Below are 22,247 nucleotides of genomic sequence, written 5' to 3'. Positions count from 1 at the left end.
ATACCAGCACTTTTTTAATAAATTTTTACAAAAAAAACCTATAGACTAAATCTATAGGAAAAATGGTGCACCATTACGGACTCGAACCGTAGGCCCACTGATTAAGAGTCAGTTGCTCTACCAACTGAGCTAATGGTGCATGTAAATTAATTTTTACTTTTGCAATTGCAACAAAAATAATTATAAATAAAAAAGGCACTCTTGTCAAGTGCTTTTTTAATTTTTGAACATTTTGTAGTCTACTTGTTGTTCAAACATTGAGTAAATTTCTTCAATTGTATTTTCACTGGCAAGTCTAGCTTCCTTTGATTTTTTCTCTTTAATTAATTCAAATATTTTTGAAAGATTATTATAATGCTTTTTATAATTGCCTTTGTCTCTAAATATAAAGTTGCTAAACCTATAAAGTCTGTTGTTTACTGTTGTCATAAGTTCTCTTAAAATTTCGTTATCTAGAGAATTAACAAGTTCTACATTCCACTGAATAATAAGCTGTTCCATAACTGATTCTTCTTCGCCATTCATTGCATTTTGAAGCTTTTCGTTCACTTCTTCAAAAAATTTAGTCTTCTTATTAAGACCCTTTTCAGCAAGAATTTCTACTGCAAGGGGTTCCAAAGATTTTCTTACAACATATAAATTTTGCGCTTCTTTCATTGAAATCTTTGAAACTACATAGGATTTTCTTGGATAATTATTTACGAGCCCATCTTCTTCAAGTTTTTTAAGTGCTTCTCTAACGGGAGTGCGGCTCACGCCAAGTTCAGCGGCAATCTCCATTTCTATGAGTTTATCGCCGGGGAAAAGATCATTCTTTAAAATTTTATCCTTCAGGTCTCTGTAAACTAAATTGCTTAAAGATTTTTTGTTAATTTTGGGATCCATAAAGTCTCCTCCCTTGTCTTTAGAATATTAAAGTATAACATTATTATACCATATAAAATAAAATTTTAAATAAAAGTTTACATATAAGAATTTAGGGTAAAGTAATTTATAGGAGACATTTATTAAAACATAGGAGGAAATTTAAATGAATAAGAAAATATTAACGATGGCAATAGCACTTTCAGCGGCTTTAACACTTACTGCATGTGGACAAAAAACAGATAACAAACCTGCTGAAACTACAACAACTAATACAACACAAAATGCAGCAGTAGAAACTACTAACAATGCAGCTAATAAATCTACAGAAGTTGTAGTTGATGATACTTCTAAAAACGCAGGCCAAGATGCTACTACTCAAGCTACAGCTGGATCAATTAAAGAGGCTGTAATCACTAGAGAAGAAGCTTTTGATAAATTCTTAGAACTTCACCCAGGTGCTAAGGTTGACTCTTTCAAATTAGAACATGATGACGGAGTTTTAGTATACAGTGTAGATGGATATGATGCTAAAAACGAATACGAAGTTGATATTAATGCTATTGACGGAACAGTTAAACAAGATGAAGTTGATAAAAATGATGGAAATAATGCAGGCGACATCCAAAAAGATGCTTTAGCTAAAATCGACCACTTTATAGAAGAATCTTATAAAGATACTGGCGATGACAAATATTACGCTTCATCATATGGTCTAGACTATGAAAATGGCAAACTAATTGCTGAAGTTGAATTAAGTAATGGTAGCCAAGACATAGATTATGACTATGATTATGAAACAGGAAAATTATTACAAAAAGATATGTAATTAATTTAAGTATCAAAAAAGAGGTCCTTATGGACCTCTAATTTTTATGTCTAAATAGATTATTCATTTTTACCGTGGCAGTTTTTATATTTCTTTCCACTTCCGCAAGGGCATGGGTCATTTCTTCCAACCTTTTTATCTTTTCTTACAAAAGGTTTCTTTTTTCCATCATCTGGATTTACAGTTTCAACTTCTTTTGCAACTTTAACTCTTTCAACTTTTTCAGGATTAACTACATGATATAGCATTTTAACAGTATCTTCTTTGATAGACTCATTCATTGCTTCAAACATGTCAAATCCTTCTTCAGCATAAGCTCTTACTGGGTCAGTTTGACCAACAGCACGAAGTCCAATACCTTTTCTAAGTTGATCCATTGCATCGATGTGATCCATCCATTTTTGGTCAACATTTTGAAGAAGGGCAACTCTTTCGATTTCTCTAAATCTTTCAGAGCCAAATTCTTCTTCTTTTTCTTCGTATTTTTCTGCTGCAAGATCTTTCATGTGATTTTTAATATCTTCAGCAGATGGGTTAGTAAGTCCCTTTAAGAAATCATCTTCAAAGTCAAATTCTGTAACTCCAAAGCTTCTAATTGATTCAAAATCAAGATAGCGCTTATTGTTGTCGTCAACTTTATTGTAGAAATCAATAGTCTTATCGATTACGTCATTTCTCATAGCAACAATATCATCTTTAAGATTTTCACCTTCAAGAACTCTTCTTCTTTCAGCATAGATAACTTCTCTTTGTTTATTCATAACGTCGTCATATTTAAGGACATTCTTACGAATACTGAAGTTGTTACCTTCAACTTTTCTTTGAGCTGACTCAATAAGTCTTGTTAAGATTTTGTGTTCAATTGGTTCATCTTCTTCTGGGTCAAGTTTAAGCATAGTATCCTTAAATCTATCTCCAGCGAAAAGTCTGATTAAATCATCATCAGCTGAAATATAAAATCTTGAAGAACCTGGGTCTCCTTGACGTCCTGAACGTCCACGAAGTTGGTTGTCGATACGTCTTGACTCATGTCTTTCAGTACCAATAATTCTAAGTCCGCCAACTTTTCTAACTTCTTCAGCTTCTTTGTCAGTTTCTTCTTTAAATTTATGAACTAAATTTTGATAATCTTCTCTAGCTTGTAAAATTTCAGGGTCATCAGTTTTGAAATATGAATCTGCGTATTCAAGCATTTCATCTTCCATACCTTGTTTTTTTAGTTCTTTTTTAGCCATATATTCTGGATTACCACCAAGTACAATGTCGGTACCACGACCAGCCATGTTTGTAGCAATAGTAACTTGTCCAAATCTACCAGCTTGTGCAACAATTTCAGACTCTTGTTCGTGATTCTTAGCATTTAATACATTGTGTTTAATGCCAGCACGTTTTAAATATTTTGAAAGCTCTTCAGATTTATCGATTGAAACAGTACCAACTAGAACTGGTTGTCCCTTATCGTGAGCTTCTTGAATTTCTCTTGTAACTGCTTTAAATTTAGCATCTTCATTTATATAAATGTGGTCGTTGTCATCTTCTCTTATAACAGGCTTATTAGTTGGAATTTCAACAACGTCAATATTGTAAATATCTCTAAATTCGCCTTCTTCAGTCATTGCAGTACCTGTCATACCAGCAAGCTTGTCATACATTCTAAAATAATTTTGGAATGTGATAGTAGCAAGAGTTTTTGACTCAGCTCTAACATCAAGACCTTCTTTAGCTTCAATTGCTTGGTGAAGTCCTTCAGAATATCTTCTACCATACATTAAACGACCAGTGAATTCATCTACGATAATGATTTCGCCATCATTTACAACATAATCAATATCTCTTTTCATATTACCTGCAGCTTTTAAAGCTTGGTTAATGTGGTGAGATAATTCCATATTTTCAGCATCTGATAAATTTTCAATGCCGAAATAATTTTCTGCTTTTGTGATACCTTTATCTGTTAAAGTGGAAGTTTTGTCTTTTTCATTAATTACATAATCAACAGTTTCTTCTTCGAATTCTCTGTTAAATCTTTCCATATCAACTTCATCTTGAGATTTAATTCTGTGAGTTAAAGTATTTACAAAATCACGAGCTCTTACATAAAGATCTACAGATTCATCGCCTTGACCAGAAATAATAAGTGGAGTTCTAGCTTCATCTATTAAGATAGAGTCAACCTCATCTACTATACAGTAGTGAAGATCTCTTTGAACCATATCTTCCTTATAAATAACCATGTTATCTCTTAGGTAGTCGAAACCAAACTCATTATTAGTTCCATAAGTTATATCAGAACCATAAGCAACTTGTCTTTCTTCAGGCTCCATGTCGTGGACAATACATCCAACAGTTAGTCCTAGGAATTCATAAACTTTTCCCATCCAGTCTCTATCACGGCTTGCTAAGTAATCATTTACAGTAACAACATGTACGCCTTTTCCTTCAAGTGCATTTAAGTAAGCAGGAAGAGTAGCAACTAAAGTTTTACCTTCACCAGTTCTCATTTCCGCAATTCTACCTTGATGAAGAACAATACCACCAATTACTTGCACTCTAAAGTGCTTCATACCAAGAACTCTCCATGCAGCTTCTCTAACAACTGCAAAAGCTTCTGGAAGTAAATCATCTAAAGTTTCGCCATTTTTTAATCTATTTTTAAATTCTTCTGTCTTGTTTTTAAGTTCGCTATCAGAAAGTTTTTCCATGTCTTTTTCATAGCTCATTACTTTATTTACAAGAGGTTCAATTTTTTTCAGTTCCCTATCGCTATAGGTACCAAAAATTTTTTCCATTAAACCCATTTTACCACTCCTTTTGTCAGACATATAATTTTATCATTAATTAAGAATTTATTCAATTAATCTCTAAATTTCAAAGATATCAACATCTCTATAAATTATATGTTTAGGAATATTTAAAGTCAATAAAAATAGGTGAAAAACAGTTAAAAACTGTGAAATATATGCGAAATTTGACTTATCCTATACAAAATGAAGATTTTATTATAAAATATATTCTAATAATATTAGGAGGTTTTAAATGATACTCGTAGTAGATTTTGGCGGACAATACAACCAATTAATCGCAAGAAGAATAAGAGATTTAAATATTTACTGTGAAGTTGTTCCATATAATAAAGCACTAGAAGAAATCAAAAAGAGAAAGGATATCGAAGGAATAATCTTTACTGGTGGACCTAACTCAGTTTATGAAGAAAATTCACCAAAAATTGAAAAAGAAATTTTTGAACTAAAAGTTCCAATCCTTGGACTTTGCTATGGAATGCAACTTATGGCGCATACTTTGGGCGGAGAAGTAATAAATGCATCGGAAAGAGAATTTGGAAAGACAGAAATAAAAACAGAAGATTCAAAAATCTTTGAAGGACTTGAAAAAGAAGAAATAGTTTGGATGAGCCATGTCGACAGAGTTTCTAAACTTCCAGAAGGATTTGAAATAATAGCAGAAAGCAAAAACTGTCCAGTTGCAGCAATGGCTAATGTAGAGAAAAATCTTTACGCACTTCAATTTCATCCAGAAGTAAATCACTCAGTTCACGGAAAAGAAATGCTTGAAAATTTTGCAACAAAAATTTGTGGAGCTAAAAAAGATTGGACAATGGCAAATTATGCAAAAGAAGCCGTAAAAGATATAAAAGAAAAAGTTGGCGATGGAAAAGTTTTACTTGCCCTATCAGGTGGAGTTGATTCATCAGTTGCAGCGGCACTTATATCAAAAGCAGTTGGAGAAAATTTAACTTGCATCTTTGTAGACCACGGACTAATGAGAAAAAACGAAGGTGATGAAGTAGAAGCAGCGTTCAAAGATTCAGGCATGCATTTCATAAGAGTAGATGCAGAAAAAAGATTCTTAGATAAACTTGCTGGAGTAACAGATCCTGAAAGCAAGAGAAAAATCATTGGAGAAGAATTTATCAGAGTTTTTGAAGAAGAGGGCGAAAAAATAAAATCTGTTGATTTCCTTGCTCAAGGAACAATATATCCAGATGTAATCGAATCAGGACTTGGAGATTCTGCAGTAATAAAATCTCACCACAATGTTGGAGGACTTCCAGACTTTGTAGACTTTAAAGACATTATCGAACCACTGAGAATGTTATTTAAAGATGAAGTAAGAGCACTTGGAAGAGAGCTTGGACTTGCAGATTACTTAGTAGATAGACAACCATTCCCAGGACCAGGACTTGCAATAAGAGTAATAGGAGAAATCACAAAAGAAAAACTAGAAATACTAAGAGATGCAGATAAAATCTTTAGAGATGAATTAGAAAAAGCAAAACTAAAAGACATAAATCAATACTTCGCAGTTCTTACAAATAATAGAACAGTAGGAGTAATGGGAGACTTCAGAACTTACGACTATACATTGGCACTTCGTGCAGTCTCAACAACAGACTTTATGACAGCAGACTTCACAAGAATCCCATGGGAAATATTAGATAAAGTATCAAACAGAATAGTAAACGAAGTAGATCATATAAATAGAATAGTCTATGATATAACATCAAAACCACCTGCAACTATAGAATGGGAATAATTCCAAAAAATAAGAAATACAGTAATTTCAATATTTACAGAAGATAAAAATCAACAACTTGTAATAAATTCTATTCGGAGTAAAAAAGAATAAACTAAATACACGTTTCGAGTTGTTTACAACCCAACAAAGTAAAGACCGTAAGTTTTAAAAACTTGCGGTCTTTTTTGCAAAGAAAATGTGTATTAGAAAAAGAGATTTATACAGTAGGTCTTGAACCATTTAAAGAACGAAAAGGGCTATTATCAGATGTAATAAATAATATAAACTAAATTCCAAAGGATACTAATACAAATGGTGTAATTTTTAAAAGGATATTAATTATAAGAGAGAGAAAATCGAAAAATTAAAAAAAGAATTGTGGGATGTGCATTCACTTTCATTAAGGAAATAAATATTATAGACGCATACCAAAACAAATCTTAGACCTGTAAGAAGTTGTGAATTTATGATATAATATAACTTAAGAAAGTTAATCGGATTTTTAATGGTGTCTAGCACAAGGAGAAAATAAATGTCTGACTTTGGAAAAATTATTTTTAAGATAGACAAAGTTTTAGAGGATAAAAAAATAAGTAAAAATAAATTAGAAAAAGAAGCAAACTTACAAAGGACACAACTTAATTCTTATTGTAATAATAAGGTTAAAAGAATTGACTTAGAAACACTTGCTAAGATATGTTGTGTTCTTGATTGTGAGATTGAAGATATTATGGAGTATGTGAGGTGATTAGATGAACAGGTATGAGATTATTCAAAAAATAGGCGATAAGTATCAAATTGGTAATACTGAATCTGGAGAATTTAGTTATGTACAAGCATTAAAAAATATCGGTAAAAATATTAAAAATTATCAAAAGGGTGATACTGATACGAATCATCAATATTTAGATATACGATTTGAAAATGATAGACTGGCTATTTTAGTAGAAACAAAAAATAGTTTTAGTAGATGGGATCATAATAAAATTAGAAAACAACTTCAAGACTATGTAAGGTATGAAAAAGCATATTCTGATAAGAAAATAATTGCCATACTAATAGAAACCGATGGAGATGATATATGGGTTTGGCACGGACAATCAGTAATTATAGATGAAGAACATAGAAAAGTGCAAGAGAACGTCTTAAAAACCTTTGAAGAATATGAGAATATAGTTTTTGGTAAAGTTAATGACAAAATTAAAGTTGTTGATTCCATAAAAGTTCTAAATGAAATGTTACATTCTGATGGTGTAAATGAAAAATTAAGGAGCCAATTTGTAGGTACTTGTCTACTAGCTCTAAAGAATGGCTTGTATTATAAAAATCTAAAACCGACTTTAGATCCAGATACAGGAAAGGAAATTACTCAAGAAAAAATAATCATTAAGAGTATAAAGAGTATTTTATCAGGCTTATTATCTAGAAACCAGGATGTTGATACTTTGAATAAAGCGGGTAAATTATCAGTTTTAAGTAACAAAGTTTTAGATGACCAAGATATAACTAGTTTGACTTATGATGAATTGCAAAAAATATTAGAATTTATAGATAATAATATTATTCCTTTTATTAATGATTCAAATACAGCTGGGCAAGATTTGCTAAACTTATTCTTTACTACATTTAATAAATATGTTGGAAAATCAGATAAAAATCAGGCTTTTACACCTGACCATATTTGTGATTTTATGTGTAAGGCTGTAGGAGTAAATAAAAACTCAAGAATATTAGACCCTTGTTCTGGGTTTCGTGTCATAATAGTGATAGAGGCAAATAGTTATGTAAATATAAGGAGTTTAAGGCTTCTACCAAAGTTTAAAACTCAAAAAATTAATAGTTGGTGTGCTGCTTAGAGTAAGTATATATAATATAATTATTGTAAGGAGTACACCAACACAAGGAGGAAGTAAGTTGGCAAAGATTAGAAAGGAAGAGATTACTGCTAAAGGATTTAGTATTCAAGTATACACTGAAGACTTTAAGAACGATTATATTAGCTTAACGGATATAGCTAAGTACAAAAACACAGATGATCCAAGATTTGTTATTCAAAATTGGATGAGAAATAGAAATACTCTTGAATTTATAGGTTTGTGGGAAGTTTTAAATAATCCAAATTTTAACCGTGTGCAATTCGACACGTTTAGAAATGAAGCTGGATTAAATAGATTTACAATGACACCAGGTAAATGGATAGATTCTACTGATGCTATTGGCATTGTATCAAAAGCTGGGAGATATGGAGGAACATATGCTCATTATGATATAGCAATGGAATTTGCTTCATGGTTATCTCCTGAATTTAAGCTTTATATTATCCAAGATTATAAAAGATTAAAGTCAGACGAAAATTCAAAACTATCCCTATCATGGAATCTTCACAGAGAAATATCAAAGATAAATTACAAGATCCACACCGATGCAATCAAAGAATATTTGCTAAAAGATTTGACTAGTGAACAATTATCTTTTAAGTATGCAAGTGAAGCGGATATGTTAAATGTAGCATTATTTGATAAAAGAGCAAAACAGTGGAGAGAGGAAAACCCAGATCTAAAGGGAAATATGAGAGATTATGCAAGCCTTAATGAACTATTAGTTCTTGCAAATATGGAGTCTTATAATGCAATTTTAATAGAAAAGGGAATTGAACAAAAAGAAAGAATGATTGAGCTAAGAAACTTGGCAAGGAGACAACTAATTTCTTTAGAAAGGTTAAATAATTCAGAAATTAAAGAACTATCAGAATAGAGGAAGTTATGAGGTGGATATTTAGAATAATATTATTTCCTATAAGATTATTACTTAGTATATTAATAGCGTTTTTAACTTTTATACTAAGCTTATCCGCAGCCATATTAAGTATAATCTCATTTTTAATTTTTATGGTTGCCTTAGGAAGTATATTTAAAGGAGAATATGAAATAGTAATAGAAGCACTAATTTTAGCGTTTTTATTAAGTCCATTTGGACTTCCAAAGTTAGGTGTATATATTATTGGTTTTTTAGAACTAATTAATACTACAATAAAATCAATTTAAAGAAAAATAAATATTAGACAATCGTAGACGATAGAAAGTAAAAATTCTATCGTCTTTTTTAATTTACAGAGAGGAGGTGCGTTTTGAATTTTGATTATTTTTATAATAGGCAATCTGAGATGTATAACTTCATTAGGCTTCCTATGGTATTGATGGAAGATGAGATTTTTGAGAGCATTTCTATTGAAGCTAAAGTTTTGTATTCATATATGCTTAATCGAATGGGTCTTTCATATAAAAATGGCTGGATAGATGAAGATGGAAAAGTCTTTATTTACTACACAATTGAAAGCATAAAAGAGCAATTTAATTGTGCGAGTGAAAAAGCAAATAAATTAATAGCTGAACTTGATATTAAATCAGGGATAGGACTTATTGAAAAGAAAAGACAAGGACTGGGAAAGCCTAACAGAATTTATGTTAAAGACTTTATGAGCATATTTAATAATATGGAATTAAAAAATCAAGAAGTTCGAAAAACAAAATTCCAGAAGTTCGATAATCGAAATTCAAGAGATTCGAATATCGAAAGTCAAGATTTTCGAAAATCGGAAGGTAACTATAACAATATTAACAATAATGAGTTAAGAAAGAATGATTTTAGTAAGGAGAAAAAGCCTTATGGAATATATAAAAACATATTTTTAACTGATGAAGAATATAGGGACTTATCAAATGAAATAGGGAGTAGTATTGATGAATATATAGAAAGACTATCCACCTACATGAAAGCAAATAATAGAGCCTATGAAGACCACAAGGCAACAATAATTAATTGGTATTTAAATGATAAGTCAAAAAATCAGATAAAGAATCAGCCAAAGACAAGTAAAAAGATGAATTACGATATAGGAGAGAGCTTATGATAGATTTAAAAGATTTTGTTTTAAGAGAAAATGACATAGAAAAAGATGGACATATTTATTGTAAAGAATGCGGTAAAAGAGTTGATGGAGATTTAATTGAATTTGGTTTTTCTAAGATTATTCCAAGGATAAAGTGTGAATGTGATATTAAAAGAGATAAGGAAATGGAAAAAAGAGAAAGACTTATGAAAATAGCAAATTTAAAGAGAGATTGCTTTTCTTCAAATATTCAGCATCAATATAGATTTGAAAATTGCATAAATAAAAGTGGGCAAGCTTTTAATGTAGCTAAAAATTATGCAATTCACTTTGACCAAATGAAAGAAGATAATGTAGGACTTATCTTTTATGGAGATGTTGGAAGTGGAAAGACTTATTTAGCATCATCTATTGCAAATTACCTAATTGAAGAAAAATTAATGAGAGTTAGAATAATGAATCTATCACAAATAATAAATCAAATACAAAAATCAGCTTTTAAGTTTGATGTAAATGAAATTATAAATACCTTATCGAATATTCCCTTACTAATCTTAGATGACTTAGGGATTGAAAGAGATACATCTTATGCGAGAGAACAAGTATATAACATTATCAATTCAAGGTATCTTAAAAATAAGCCAACCATATTTACAACTAATCTTTCTTTAGAAATCATACAAGATACAAATATAGATTTAGAATACCAAAGAATTTATTCAAGAATACTTGAAATGGCAATACCAGTAAAAGTAGTAGGAGAAGATTTTAGAAGAAAAATCCATCAAGAAAAACTTAAAAAATATAAGGAGATATTAACTTATGGAGGTGGGATAGATGATTAATGAAGAAGTATCAAGGTCAAGTCTAAATCTTGAAGTAAGACTTGCAAAGGCTACTGCCAAAACCTTACTTGATGCTATAAAGAAACTATACAAACAAATTCAAGACCAAGGTGGACTTTCTAATGTAATTAAAAATAATGGCGAAGAAGTTAAATTAAAGGATATGGTTAAAAAAGGACAACTCGAAGAAATAAACCTTAAAGATCCTGAACTAAAAGAATTAAAGAAGATTTTAAATAAACACGGAGTGAAGTTTTCTGTTATGAAAGATAAAGAAACTGGCAACCACTCTGTGTTTTTTCAATCTAAGGATATAAAAGTAATGGAACACGCCTTTAAAAAAGCAGTTAAGGTTTCTGAAAGAAAGGCCGATAGAAAAGATTCAATAACAAAGACTATAAATAAATTTAAAGATATGGCTAAGGATACTATCACTAAAGATAAGATTAAGAATAAACATAAGGAGCAAAGCCTATGATAAATAATTTAAAAACTTTTGAAAATAAGAATTTTGGGAAACTCACTGTTATAGAAAAAGACGGTGAGTTTTTCTTTATAGCAAATGAAGTAGCCACTATGTTAGGATATGTCAATCCAAGAAAAGCTGTATATGACCATGTAGAAGAGGAAGATAAGGGTGTAACGAAATGGAACACCCCTGGAGGAATACAGAATATTTCAATAATTAATGAATCAGGATTGTATTCACTTATCCTTTCATCAAAACTACCACAAGCAAAAAAGTTTAAGCTTTGGGTAACGAGAGAAGTCTTACCAAGTATTAGAAAAAACGGGGGATATATAGCTGGGCAAGAAAAGAAAACTAATGAAGAGTTACTTGCAGATGCAATTCTTGTAGCCAATAGAATTATTGCCGAAAGAGAAGAAGAGATTGAAGAATTAAGACCAAAGGCAAACTATTATGACAAATTAGTAGATTATAACCTGCTTACAAACTTTAGAAATACTGCCAAAGAATTAGGAATACCACAAAATCAGTTTATAAGTTTTTTAATGGATAAAGGATTAATTTATAGAGATAAGAAAAAGAAACTCTTACCTTATGCAGATAAGAACAAGGGATATTTTGAAGTAAAAGAATGGGTTAATCCACTAGGTACACTTGTAGGAATACAAACATTTATAACACCAAAAGGAAGACACTACCTACTAATTTTATTAGATAGTGAAGGTTATTATGATGAATAAGATATTAGGAGAAATCTTATCTGATATTAAAAACTTAATTAAAATAGAAAGTCCAAAGAAATTTATATTATCAAATATTCCTTATTTATCCTTTTTCTACATTGGAAATATATTTTCTAAGCACATTAACTCCTATGTAGGAGGGGATGTTATAGATAAAATAATGGTGGGAATTTCTGATATAGGAACTTTATCTTATATACCAAGCCTTAATCCAAGGGACTTGTTAGTAGGTATTTCAGTTGCTGGTCTTGTTAAATTAATTATTTATAGCAAGGGAAAAAATAAAAAGAAATATAGGCAGGGTAAAGAGTATGGATCTGCAAGATGGGGAGAAAGTAAGGATATTGCTCCATATATTGACTCTAAGTTTGAAAATAATGTATTAATAACTAATACCGAAAGACTTACAATGAACTCAAGACCTAAAAATCCTAAATATGCTAGAAATAAAAATGTATTAGTAATTGGTGGCTCTGGATCAGGTAAGACAAGATTTTATGTAAAGCCAAATCTAATGCAAATGCACTCTTCCTATGTAGTAACAGACCCTAAAGGCACACTTGTGTTAGAGTGTGGAAAAATGTTATATGAAAACGGATATGACATAAAGATTTTAAACACAATAAACTTTAAAAAATCTATGAAATACAATCCCTTTGCTTATCTTCGATCAGAAAAAGATATTTTAAAACTTGTCCAAACTATAATTGCCAATACCAAGGGAGATGGAGAAAAGGCAGGAGAAGATTTCTGGGTAAAGGCTGAAAAGTTATATTACACTGCCCTTATTGGGTATATCTATTATGAAGCACCAGAAGAAGAAAAGAATTTTAAGACGCTTTTAGATATGATTGACTCAAGTGAAGTCAGAGAAGATGACGAAACCTATATGAACCCAATTGATAGGCTTTTTGAAGCTCTTGAAAAGAAAGACCCAAGTCATTTTGCAGTTAAGCAATATAAGAAATATAAACTGGCAGCAGGAGTAATAGAATTAAGGAGAACACTTAATCACTGTTTTAGTGAAACATGTACTTCTTAATTCTTTTTTATTTAAGAAATTAAGAGGAAGGAGGAAAAAGTGAGGAATTTTGAAAAGATAACAGCACTCTATGAGAGATTAAGTCGAGATGATGAACTTGAAGGAGAAAGTAACTCAATCGTTAATCAAAAGAAAATCCTTGAAGAATATGCAAGTAAGAATAATTTAACCAACATCATCCATTTTACAGATGACGGAATAAGCGGGACACAGTTTGATAGACCAGGCTTTATGGAAATGATGAATGGAGTAAATACTGGAAATATCGGTTGTATCATCGTAAAGGATATGAGTAGACTCGGCAGAGATTATCTCAAAGTCGGTCAATGTATGGAGATATTAAGACAAAAGGGCGTAAGATTGATTGCTATAAATGACAATGTAGACAGCTTTTACAGAGAAGATGATTTTACCCCTTTTAGAAATATTATGAATGAATGGTATGCAAGAGATACTTCAAGAAAAATACAATCTACATTTAGATCAAAAGGAGAAAGCGGAAAGCATACGGCAAGCACACCGCCTTATGGCTACATAAAAGATGAAAAAGACAAAGATAAGTGGATTGTAGATGAAAAGGCAGCACAGATAGTAAGACGAATATTTAATCTTACAATGGACGGAGCAGGACCATACAAAATAGCAAAGATACTAGAAGCAGATAAGATAGATATACCTGCTTATCATCAGCAAAAATTTGGATATGGATTACATCAAAGCAAAAACTTTGAACATCCTTATCGTTGGTGTTGTTCCACAATTGCAAGTATCTTAAAGAAAAAAGAATACTTAGGGCATACAGTTAACTTTAAAACAAGAAAGCACTTCAAGGACAAGAAAAGCAAATATGTATCCGAGGATAACTGGCTTATTTTTGAAAATACACACGAGCCAATCATAGACCAAGAAACCTTTGATAATGTGCAAAGGATAAGAGGAAATGTAAAAAGGTATCCTGATGGTTGGGGCGAATATCACCCACTAACAGGACTGATGTATTGTGCAGATTGTGGAAGCAAGATGTATGTTCATAGGACAAATAACTATAAGAATATCCCTTACTATGTTTGTAGTAATTACAAGAAAGTGCCTTGCGGAACGCTATGTCCATCAGCTCACAGGATAAAAGCAGAAGTAGTCTTAAACCTTATCCAAGAAACATTAAAAGATATAAAAAATTATCTTAATGAGGATAATGAAGCATTTATTCATTCCATTCAAAATGAAATGGAAGAAAAGGAAAAAGTAGAGATAGAAAAACAAAGAGTAAGGCTAATTAATAATAAGTCGAGGATACAAGAGTTAGAAAGGCTTATGTGCCGTATTTACGAGGATATGATACTAGAAAAAATACCAAGTAGTAGATATGAGATACTTAATAGCCAATACGAAACAGAGCAAAGAGTCCTAAGCAAAGAGATTGAAGACTTAGATCTTGCGATATCAAGATATGAAAAAGAAACAGACAAGACAAGAAAATTTATATCTCTTATTAGTCGCTATGAAAACTTTGATGATCTCACAAACACAATGATAAATGAGTTTGTAGATAAGATAATAATTCATGAAAGAGATAGGAAAGGCAGTCAAACATCAAAGCAAAAGATAGAAATATATTTTAACTTCATAGGGAATTATGAAGTGCCAAAAGAAGAATTAAGCGAAGAAGAACAATCAAAACTTGAGGAAGAAGAACGAAAAATTAATGAGAGAAGGGACAGGCTTCATCAAAATTATTTAAAGCGTAAAGCAAATGGAAAACAACAGGAGTACGAGAAAAAGTATAAGGCAAGACGAGAGCAGAAAAAACAGGAGAACTTAAAGAATCTAAAAAAGACGGGTATATTAAGCCAGCTATTATGAGAAAATTAAAAGTGATACATTTACTATATAGTTTATATGATGATTATATGTCGAAAAACAATATGTAAAAACTCGACATAAGTATTGATACAGAGATATAGAAGAAGGTGATTATATAATGAAATTTAGAATTGAGCCTAATACGGATGCAATATTATTGCCTGATAAATGTACATCTGAATGTGAAATGTGCTGTTTTGTATTTTCACCCCAAAGAACAATGATTACTTTAAATACAAGTAAATAGCAGTGAAGGATAATTTTGATAAAATTAAAAAATATTAGCATAGATATTATATACTAATAAATTAGGAAAAGGTAATCAAAAAAACATGAAAAGTATTGACATTCAAACGAAATTATGTTAAACTATAGTTAACCAAAGAAAGGTGAAATTATGGATAACAGAATCGAGAAATACCGTAAGCCTCTAGGTTTATCGCAACATAGACTTGGAAAAAAAGTAGGTATATCAAGGACGAGTATAAACAAAATAGAAACAGGGAAAACAATTCCGAGTCTTAAAACTGCTAACGATATAGCAAATGCTTTGGGCGTTTGTATATACCAAATATTTGACTTGGATGGTACAGGTAGATACAGATGCTCAAAATGTCAAACGAAACAATAGATATAATATTAATTAGACTTTATTAGGAGATAGGTTTCAAATAATAAGTGACGAAGAGTACCAAAAATTGGAATTAGGAGAAGTACAGAGAACAGGTCTTAGAGCAGCAAATATTGATGAGAATATAAGATTAAAAGATTTGATAACATTGATTATAAATTTAACATGGATACTTGGACAGGTAAAGTTCATGACGGTTTTACAGTTAGATTAAAAAATTTGTTCAGTTCAGATGTAATTAGCTATTCGGTAAATATTGAAAAAGATGGAAAAATTATTTATGATGAAAGATTTGCTTCAGACTCAACATTAAAAGTAAAAGCTTATAGAGGTAGTAAATATATATAGTTACAATTATTAATCAAACAAATACAACATTATCAGGAAAGGTAAAGATAAACTCATATGTAAGATAGATAGGAGGTGAAATAATGGATTTAAATCCTATGAGATATAGTAATGGCGATTAGTTTAGATGCTATATTTTATAATATAGCTAGAAACAACAGTTGGAAAAATAGAATATATTTGATTTTAATGTCAAATATATTGAGGTTAAGCAAAATTATAAGAGGGAGGTAATTATCGTGATTTATACGAATCCTCAAAGGTATAAGAACGGAGATTGACCAATCTTTATTCATAAACTTGATAAATAAAAAAACTAGAATTAATAAGATAACTAAGTATTGCCCTATAGGATTTAGAGGCAATAGAAGTTATGATGGATTTGATTAATTATGTTTTGGATGTCAAATACCTTTCTAACTGATTATAATAAGTCTATTGTAAAAAGAACAGCAGGGTTATTGTTAATAATAATTCTTATGGTTAATTTAAGCTCATGTTCTAGTTCAAATGATATAATTATTGATAAAGAAAATAATGGAGAGTCTGGGAAAGTATATATTTATGATGAGAAACAAGAGGGTTTTAAAGAACTAGATATATCTTCAGATCAACAAAGGAAAGTTTTAGAAGAATTGAATAAACTAAATAAGGATTGTAATTTATATGATTCAAATAATCAATATTTAGGGTTGGATATCGCTTATTCTGATGGAGCATATCTAATTAAAATAAAGAATGATGAAGAATATGAGATTGAGATAGTAGAAGATAATCCAATTAGTGCAGATAATAGATACTGGTACAATGTAAAATCAAAAAATAAAGATATAGAGGGGATATATAAAACCTCTTATAATTTGAAAGAAAAAATAAATAGGATTGTATTAGAACAATGATTTACTTTGAATTGTCGCACTTTGATTTTGATTTGAGTCTCATATTCTACTAATTTATAAAGCATCTGGAAGATTTCAAGTGCTCTTTAGTACCATAAATAGTGTAAGAAAGTAAGTAATTCCTGATTCCAATGGGTATTAAAAGCGTGGAAATTGTTGTTGCAGTATTGTATGTCAAAAAGGAGTGAGAATTTATGACGAAATGTTTTAAGAAATGTTTATCTTTATTGTTGGCGATTGTTTTGTGTATGGGAACTACAATCACAGCCTTTGCTGCTGAGGAACGTGACCCCTATACTATTGAGGGACATTATGTCGAAGAACTTGTTCAGCTTAATGAGGAAGAATTAGCTAATCTTCCTTTAGAGCAAGCGGAAACACTTTTTGAAGAAGCGTTTGCCGTTCCTGCTGATAATTACACAGAAGATGAAATTCGTTTAGGATTAGACGGATTATCTTTTGGATTGAAATTTCAGCTTATTATGGACGAAATTAAGAAAACAGCAGACACTGAGCCTTCATATCCTGCGAAAACACGTTCAACCACTAGTAGCGTAAGTTATTCTGGCGACATAGGTGTTGCGTGGGTGCGTGATACTACTAGCGGACATTCTCCATTAACTTTAGGAGAAATTCTTTCAGGAACGTATACACTAGAAGTCGATTTTATAACATGGGATACCGCAGCGGCTATTTTGGCTTCTAGCGCAAGTTATGATGCGTTTAAAGATTTAGCGGAACTTGTTGGTACTGGAGCTGCTGGTTCTGCTTTAGGTGCTTATATTTGTTCTGTTTTGGGAATTACTGGTGCGCCTGCGACAGTTGCTTCGGTTGCAGTTGGGGCTGCTGTTGGTTTAGGGTGGAATTGGTTAAAAAGTATAGACCGTTCTAATATGTATGATTGTTTTAAGGGTATGAGAAAAAACCAATACATGAAAGTACAGTTTATGTGGTCTGGAAATATGGTAAATAAATTCTATACTACTGTTTCTAAGGGCAGATCTATCTCCAACCCATTCCCGGGAACCTATGGCGATTGGTATAAAAATGATTTTGGTCATCTTTATAGCTACTAAACTTTAAAATCATAAAGTAAAAAAATTGGGGCAACAGCAAAAATGTTGTTGCCCTAATTTTTGAAAATCATCGAGGAGGAAACATGAAAAAAATTATACATTTACTTTTTTTATGCTTAATTTCAATATTTGTTTTTTTCTGTATTGAATATGTTGTATATAAATTCTTTATTCTCCACAATCCATTATATATAGTTACATTTATATTGTTTTTGGTTGTGTTTTATTTGGATATTCATTTGTTGAATAAAATGAATTTTCCATATAAGATAATTTCCCCAACGATTGCGTTAATAACAGTATTTTTAGGTTTGGCACTTTTGAAGTTTTTGCTACCTATTTTGAAATAAATATCGGTTAAAATTAGGCTGAGGAAAGGAGGAATTTCTATGACTTGCACATAAGAATACAAGGAGCATATCGAGTACACATTCCATGCTTTTTGTAAAGCCGTTATCCGAAACGCCAAGTACAACGCTTTGTGGACATAGTGCATGAAATACCAAAGAGAAATATCAGCAAGTATAATTCTGCAAGCACAATCTCAATTAAAAGCAATTTACAAAGACTATGCAGATACAATAGTTGGTAACTGTGACTCTACACTCTTTTTAGGAGGAAAAGAAAAAACAATATTAAGAGAATTTATCTAATACACAAATTTTATGAAAATTACAGATGATTGTGTATATTTAAAGAAAATGAGGTGAGTCGTGAAAAGAAGAAAAGTTAGAATCAAGCTTTTTATTTTATTTATTGTTTTATCAATAATGTGTTTTCCAATAAAATATCATTATAAAGATGGAGGATCAATTTCATATAAAGCTATTTTATACTCATATACAAAATATCACAAATTGGAAGATGATGGTTCGTATTTTATAGATACTGAATTTTTAAATTTCCCATTTAATTTTCTAAAATAAAAGAGGAGGCTCTACTTCTACGAATGATAATATCGTTAAGCGTGCAGTTGATAGAGGAGCTGACGTAGCAGTAGGTTGGACAAATACTGTAAGTGCAGGTTCACATACGAATTGGCTAAAAAGATACAATAATGCTTTGGCTAACGGTAAATCTGTGTCACAGGCAATCAATACGGCAAATTCTTATATTTATACTCCAGGTTCTGGGGTAAAAAATATAAAATATTATGGTAATGGAAGTGTAAGAATCACTTCAACGAGTCGTGCTGCAACACTTAATTTATATGATTCACCTATTTTAAAAGTTGATAATATTAATTTATACTCAAAAAAATTATTGACTTAGTTTTAAGTAGTAATGGATTTTTTTAAACGGAAGATTTTCAGGGATACATCTATCCTTCAGATGAGGGGTATTTAGTAGATGTTTACTATAAAACTAATGGAATTGTAACGAATGCGGCAATTACTATTCAAATTGATTATAATGGTCAAATTATAGGACTAAAAACAAATAATATTGAAACGAACTCATTAGATGGCGTTCCATCAATTTTAGAAAATGAGCCTGTAGTGTTTGCTACAGATAGACTTAAAAATCATGTTGCAACTACAGAGCTAAATTCTATACAGAGTTCCGAGAGTGTATCTAATCAAATTCAATTTGAATACTATGATGTTGAAGAAAAAACTAAGTATTTAGTGACATATACAGAGATTATAGATGATGTAGGAGCAAAATATGTCTCAGAGAATATTTCTCCAATAAAATAAGTGGAAATGAAATAAAATAAAAAACATTATAGAGAAATAAATATTAAAAATAAAAGTCAACATCAATATAAGATGCGACTTTTATTGTGACTATAAATACAACTTATACCCAATTTTAGGAGGTAGTAATATAAACATTTTAAACTTAATATTCAAGTCGAGAGACAAACCCAAAGACGGGGAGAGTATATCTTCATCGTCTTTTTTTATTGCAAGAAAGGAGTTATATATGAAAAAATTAGAACAAATAAGACAAGAATCAAAAGAAATAAAAGATAAAATTGATCATACAGAAGAAAGATTAAGGCAATTAAAAAATCAAGAAAAGAAGATATTAAAACAAGACATAGTAAAAAAAAGAAAAGAAAGAACTCATAGGCTCATAACAAGAGGAGCAATCTTAGAAAGCCTTATAGAAAATGCAGAGGAACTAACAGATGAAGAAATAAAAATCCTACTAGAAGAAGCAACAAAGACAAAAGAATTTAGAGATACACTAAGAATAATGATAGAAAATTAAGAAAAATAAAATAATCAAATCTCCCTTAGATTTTCTAAGGGCGCAATTATACACCCTAAAGGGTGCTTGCGTCATGCGGAGCCAAACCCTTGCAGGGAGCAACAACCATTCGCTTTTTAAAAGTCAAGGGTAAATAAACTCGCTAAGGCTCGCCCTTGACTTTTAAAATTTGAAATGAACAAAACAATTAAGCCGACATACTGAAACAACAAAAATTAATTCAGTAGTCGGCTTTTTCTATTCTATCATTTCAAAACGCTCATTCACAAAGAGGATATAAAAATCTATTAAGCCTCCACCTAAAACAACAAAAAAAAATAAAGGAAGAGATAAAAATGGCAGACAGTTTTCATTTTTCAGTAAACATAATATCAAGAGGAAAAGGCAAAAGTGCAGTAGCAAGTGCAGCATATATAAGTGGTGAAAAAATAAAAAATGAATGGGACGGTGTAACTCATGACTACACCAAAAAACAAGGAGTAATTAGCAAAGAAATATATTTACCAGATCACGCACCAGAAGAATATAAAGACCGAAAAACCTTGTGGAACTCGGTAGAACTATTTGAGAAAAACTCTAATGCCCAACTTGCAAGAAACTTTATCATATCTTTACCAAAAGAATTAAGCGTAGAAGAAAATAAAAAGATGATAGAAGAATATGTTCAAAACAATTTTGTAAAAGAGGGAATGATAGTAGACCTAGCAATTCATGATGAAAGTAGAGAGGGAAATCAAAATATTCATGCTCATATAATGACCATAGTAAGACCAATAAATGAAGATGGAACATGGGGGCAAAAAAGTAAAAAAGAATATATCCTAGATGAAAAAGGAGAAAAGATTTTAAACAAAAATGGAAAACCAAAGACAAGAAAAGTAGAACTAACAACCTGGAACAATAAAGGCAATGTAGAAAAATGGAGAGAAAATTTTTCAGACCTTTGCAATGAATATCTAGCAAAAAACAAGATAGAAAAAAGAGTAGACCATAGGAGTTTTAAAAGACAAGGCATAAAACAAATACCAACAATACATCTAGGAGCAAGTGCTAGTGCAATGGAAAGAAAAGGAATAAGGACAGAAAAAGGAGATATAAATCGAGAAATAAAAAAACAGAATGAACTATTAAAAAACATAGGCAATGAAATAAAGAAAATAACATCATGGTTAGCAGGCTTTAAAGATAAGCTAAAAGAATCATATAGGGAATATAAAGACCAAAGTAAAAAGCAAATCGAAAATGAATCAGGACTCTTTAACCTCTATGAATATTTAAGCTTCTATCAAGAAATGCAGGAAAACAATAGAGCTGAATTATCATTTTATGGGAAAAGAAACAAAGCAATCTATGATCTAAAAAGATATGCGAGTGGAATAAATTATCTAAGAGAAAATAAAATAAAAACCATATCAGACCTACAAGGACATATAAACACCCTAAGAAGTAAAAACTCTGATATATATAAGACCATAAAAGAAAACAGTAAAAAGATAGAAGACCTTAATAAGTGTTTAGCCTATGCAAAGACTGTAAGAAAAACAAAAGCAACCTACCAAGAATATGAAAGCAAGAAAATATTCAAAGAAAGCTTTTACAAGAATAACCAAAAGGAAATAGACCAACATATAAGGGCAAGAACCTTAATTGAAAAAATCAGTGGAAAGAAAAATTTAAGAGAAAAAGAATGGTTAGGAGAAATTAAAAGCTTAGAAAATGAAATCAGTGAATTAAATACAGAGTCAGAAAAGATAAGGGAAAGATACAAGGAAATAAATCATATTAAATATGCAGTAGAAGTAGTAAATAAAGAATATGGTATTGACATATCAATAGAAATTGACAAGGCGATTAAGAGAGGAGAAAAAGAAAGTATCATAGAAAAGATAAAAGAATATAAAAGGGATAGCGATAGTTTCAATAATAAAAAGCAAAAAATCAAAGATTATTACAAAAATCAAGAAAGGTAAGAGCTGGTAAAAATATCTTATCC

Annotated in this window: 22 protein-coding genes, 1 tRNA gene and 2 pseudogenes; 22 read left to right on the top strand and 3 right to left on the bottom strand. The window is 30.6% G+C overall.

Annotation, left to right across the window (positions count from 1 at the left end; translation table 11 throughout):
• Positions 1 to 63 precede the first annotated feature (63 nt).
• Positions 64 to 139: transfer RNA gene (locus KQI68_RS05700), tRNA-Lys, on the bottom strand.
• A 77-nt stretch (positions 140 to 216) separates the two neighbouring features.
• On the bottom strand, positions 217 to 885 hold the full coding sequence (locus tag KQI68_RS05695; protein WP_216549160.1) for a GntR family transcriptional regulator: 669 nt from the start codon (positions 883 to 885) through the stop codon (positions 217 to 219).
• A gap of 145 nt (positions 886 to 1,030) precedes the next feature.
• Between KQI68_RS05695 and KQI68_RS05690 the strand changes: the two genes are divergently transcribed.
• Positions 1,031 to 1,693 carry a PepSY domain-containing protein gene (locus KQI68_RS05690; RefSeq protein ID WP_216549159.1) on the top strand — a complete coding sequence of 221 codons (663 nt, stop codon included), beginning with the start codon at positions 1,031 to 1,033 and terminating at the stop codon, positions 1,691 to 1,693.
• 59 nt (positions 1,694 to 1,752) lie between these two features.
• Here the strand turns inward: KQI68_RS05690 and secA are convergent, their stop codons facing one another.
• Positions 1,753 to 4,491, bottom strand: a complete 2,739-nt coding sequence (gene secA / locus KQI68_RS05685; RefSeq protein WP_216549158.1) for a preprotein translocase subunit SecA — start codon at positions 4,489 to 4,491, stop codon at positions 1,753 to 1,755.
• A 238-nt stretch (positions 4,492 to 4,729) separates the two neighbouring features.
• On the opposite strand from secA, the gene guaA reads away from it, so the two are divergent.
• From guaA to mobQ, 21 genes and pseudogenes are all read left to right on the top strand, one after another.
• Complete coding sequence (guaA, locus tag KQI68_RS05680) at positions 4,730 to 6,247, top strand: glutamine-hydrolyzing GMP synthase (protein ID WP_216549157.1); 1,518 nt, start codon at positions 4,730 to 4,732, stop codon at positions 6,245 to 6,247.
• Between the two features lie 514 nt (positions 6,248 to 6,761).
• Positions 6,762 to 6,977, top strand: coding sequence for a helix-turn-helix domain-containing protein (locus KQI68_RS05675; protein ID WP_216549156.1), 216 nt, complete (start codon positions 6,762 to 6,764; stop codon positions 6,975 to 6,977).
• A 4-nt stretch (positions 6,978 to 6,981) separates the two neighbouring features.
• Positions 6,982 to 8,085, top strand: coding sequence for a hypothetical protein (locus KQI68_RS10350; RefSeq protein WP_246541254.1), 1,104 nt, complete (start codon positions 6,982 to 6,984; stop codon positions 8,083 to 8,085).
• Positions 8,086 to 8,143: 58 nt separating this feature from the next.
• Positions 8,144 to 8,983: a KilA-N domain-containing protein gene (locus KQI68_RS05665; RefSeq protein WP_216549155.1), complete on the top strand. Its 840-nt coding sequence runs from the start codon at positions 8,144 to 8,146 to the stop codon at positions 8,981 to 8,983.
• 8 nt (positions 8,984 to 8,991) lie between these two features.
• On the top strand, positions 8,992 to 9,273 hold the full coding sequence (locus tag KQI68_RS05660; RefSeq protein ID WP_216549154.1) for a CD1845 family protein: 282 nt from the start codon (positions 8,992 to 8,994) through the stop codon (positions 9,271 to 9,273).
• Positions 9,274 to 9,356: 83 nt separating this feature from the next.
• Positions 9,357 to 10,139, top strand: a complete 783-nt coding sequence (locus KQI68_RS05655) for a replication initiator protein A (protein WP_216549153.1) — start codon at positions 9,357 to 9,359, stop codon at positions 10,137 to 10,139.
• On the top strand, positions 10,136 to 10,963 hold the full coding sequence (locus tag KQI68_RS05650) for an ATP-binding protein (protein ID WP_216549152.1): 828 nt from the start codon (positions 10,136 to 10,138) through the stop codon (positions 10,961 to 10,963). Before KQI68_RS05655 ends, KQI68_RS05650 begins: the two co-directional genes overlap by 4 nt.
• Positions 10,956 to 11,441 (top strand): PcfB family protein, encoded by a 486-nt coding sequence (locus KQI68_RS05645; protein WP_216549151.1) that lies wholly within the window; start codon positions 10,956 to 10,958, stop codon positions 11,439 to 11,441. Before KQI68_RS05650 ends, KQI68_RS05645 begins: the two co-directional genes overlap by 8 nt.
• Complete coding sequence (locus KQI68_RS05640) at positions 11,438 to 12,172, top strand: phage antirepressor KilAC domain-containing protein (RefSeq protein WP_216549150.1); 735 nt, start codon at positions 11,438 to 11,440, stop codon at positions 12,170 to 12,172. The genes KQI68_RS05645 and KQI68_RS05640 overlap by 4 nt, the downstream gene beginning before the upstream one ends.
• Positions 12,165 to 13,160 (top strand): annotated as a pseudogene (locus tag KQI68_RS05635) (type IV secretory system conjugative DNA transfer family protein); the annotation flags it as partial. The gene KQI68_RS05640 and the pseudogene KQI68_RS05635, both read left to right, overlap by 8 nt.
• Before the next feature lie 96 nt (positions 13,161 to 13,256).
• Entirely contained in the window at positions 13,257 to 15,080 is a 1,824-nt protein-coding gene (locus KQI68_RS05630; protein ID WP_216549149.1) for a DUF4368 domain-containing protein, read from the top strand.
• 397 nt (positions 15,081 to 15,477) lie between these two features.
• Positions 15,478 to 15,711, top strand: coding sequence for a helix-turn-helix transcriptional regulator (locus KQI68_RS05625; protein WP_004828532.1), 234 nt, complete (start codon positions 15,478 to 15,480; stop codon positions 15,709 to 15,711).
• A gap of 165 nt (positions 15,712 to 15,876) precedes the next feature.
• Complete coding sequence (locus tag KQI68_RS10345; protein WP_246541253.1) at positions 15,877 to 16,059, top strand: hypothetical protein; 183 nt, start codon at positions 15,877 to 15,879, stop codon at positions 16,057 to 16,059.
• Positions 16,060 to 16,460: 401 nt separating this feature from the next.
• A complete protein-coding gene (locus KQI68_RS05615; protein WP_156702885.1) occupies positions 16,461 to 16,958 on the top strand; it encodes a hypothetical protein in 498 nt (165 codons plus the stop codon).
• Between the two features lie 194 nt (positions 16,959 to 17,152).
• The gene (locus tag KQI68_RS05610) at positions 17,153 to 18,034 is read left to right on the top strand and encodes a hypothetical protein (protein ID WP_216549148.1); all 882 of its coding nucleotides are present in this window, start codon (positions 17,153 to 17,155) and stop codon (positions 18,032 to 18,034) included.
• 506 nt (positions 18,035 to 18,540) lie between these two features.
• Positions 18,541 to 18,678, top strand: a pseudogene (locus KQI68_RS05605) (TraM recognition domain-containing protein); the annotation flags it as partial.
• A 69-nt stretch (positions 18,679 to 18,747) separates the two neighbouring features.
• Positions 18,748 to 18,960 carry a hypothetical protein gene (locus KQI68_RS05600; RefSeq protein WP_216549147.1) on the top strand — a complete coding sequence of 71 codons (213 nt, stop codon included), beginning with the start codon at positions 18,748 to 18,750 and terminating at the stop codon, positions 18,958 to 18,960.
• 136 nt (positions 18,961 to 19,096) lie between these two features.
• Positions 19,097 to 19,306 (top strand): hypothetical protein, encoded by a 210-nt coding sequence (locus KQI68_RS05595; protein ID WP_216549146.1) that lies wholly within the window; start codon positions 19,097 to 19,099, stop codon positions 19,304 to 19,306.
• A gap of 227 nt (positions 19,307 to 19,533) precedes the next feature.
• Entirely contained in the window at positions 19,534 to 19,734 is a 201-nt protein-coding gene (locus tag KQI68_RS05590; RefSeq protein WP_216549145.1) for a hypothetical protein, read from the top strand.
• A 229-nt stretch (positions 19,735 to 19,963) separates the two neighbouring features.
• A complete protein-coding gene (locus KQI68_RS05585) occupies positions 19,964 to 20,254 on the top strand; it encodes a DUF3847 domain-containing protein (protein ID WP_216549144.1) in 291 nt (96 codons plus the stop codon).
• Positions 20,255 to 20,589: 335 nt separating this feature from the next.
• A complete protein-coding gene (gene mobQ / locus KQI68_RS05580; RefSeq protein WP_216549143.1) occupies positions 20,590 to 22,224 on the top strand; it encodes a MobQ family relaxase in 1,635 nt (544 codons plus the stop codon).
• Positions 22,225 to 22,247 lie beyond the last annotated feature (23 nt).

This window comes from Peptoniphilus ovalis, from assembly GCF_018919265.1.
Taxonomy (GTDB): Bacteria; Bacillota; Clostridia; order Tissierellales; family Peptoniphilaceae; genus Peptoniphilus_A; species Peptoniphilus_A ovalis.
Note: the sequence above shows the minus strand (reverse complement) of the source record. Positions and strands in the feature narration are given on the sequence as shown.

Coding starts and splice junctions, on each gene's coding strand:
- KQI68_RS05695 (WP_216549160.1), bottom strand. CDS start 885: ATGGATCCCAAAATTAACAAAAAATCTTTAAGCAATTTAGTTTACAGA.
- KQI68_RS05690 (WP_216549159.1), top strand. CDS start 1,031: ATGAATAAGAAAATATTAACGATGGCAATAGCACTTTCAGCGGCTTTA.
- secA (WP_216549158.1), bottom strand. CDS start 4,491: ATGGGTTTAATGGAAAAAATTTTTGGTACCTATAGCGATAGGGAACTG.
- guaA (WP_216549157.1), top strand. CDS start 4,730: ATGATACTCGTAGTAGATTTTGGCGGACAATACAACCAATTAATCGCA.
- KQI68_RS05675 (WP_216549156.1), top strand. CDS start 6,762: ATGTCTGACTTTGGAAAAATTATTTTTAAGATAGACAAAGTTTTAGAG.
- KQI68_RS10350 (WP_246541254.1), top strand. CDS start 6,982: ATGAACAGGTATGAGATTATTCAAAAAATAGGCGATAAGTATCAAATT.
- KQI68_RS05660 (WP_216549154.1), top strand. CDS start 8,992: ATGAGGTGGATATTTAGAATAATATTATTTCCTATAAGATTATTACTT.
- KQI68_RS05650 (WP_216549152.1), top strand. CDS start 10,136: ATGATAGATTTAAAAGATTTTGTTTTAAGAGAAAATGACATAGAAAAA.
- KQI68_RS05645 (WP_216549151.1), top strand. CDS start 10,956: ATGATTAATGAAGAAGTATCAAGGTCAAGTCTAAATCTTGAAGTAAGA.
- KQI68_RS05640 (WP_216549150.1), top strand. CDS start 11,438: ATGATAAATAATTTAAAAACTTTTGAAAATAAGAATTTTGGGAAACTC.
- KQI68_RS05625 (WP_004828532.1), top strand. CDS start 15,478: ATGGATAACAGAATCGAGAAATACCGTAAGCCTCTAGGTTTATCGCAA.
- KQI68_RS10345 (WP_246541253.1), top strand. CDS start 15,877: ATGGATACTTGGACAGGTAAAGTTCATGACGGTTTTACAGTTAGATTA.
- KQI68_RS05615 (WP_156702885.1), top strand. CDS start 16,461: ATGTCAAATACCTTTCTAACTGATTATAATAAGTCTATTGTAAAAAGA.
- KQI68_RS05610 (WP_216549148.1), top strand. CDS start 17,153: ATGACGAAATGTTTTAAGAAATGTTTATCTTTATTGTTGGCGATTGTT.
- KQI68_RS05585 (WP_216549144.1), top strand. CDS start 19,964: ATGAAAAAATTAGAACAAATAAGACAAGAATCAAAAGAAATAAAAGAT.
- mobQ (WP_216549143.1), top strand. CDS start 20,590: ATGGCAGACAGTTTTCATTTTTCAGTAAACATAATATCAAGAGGAAAA.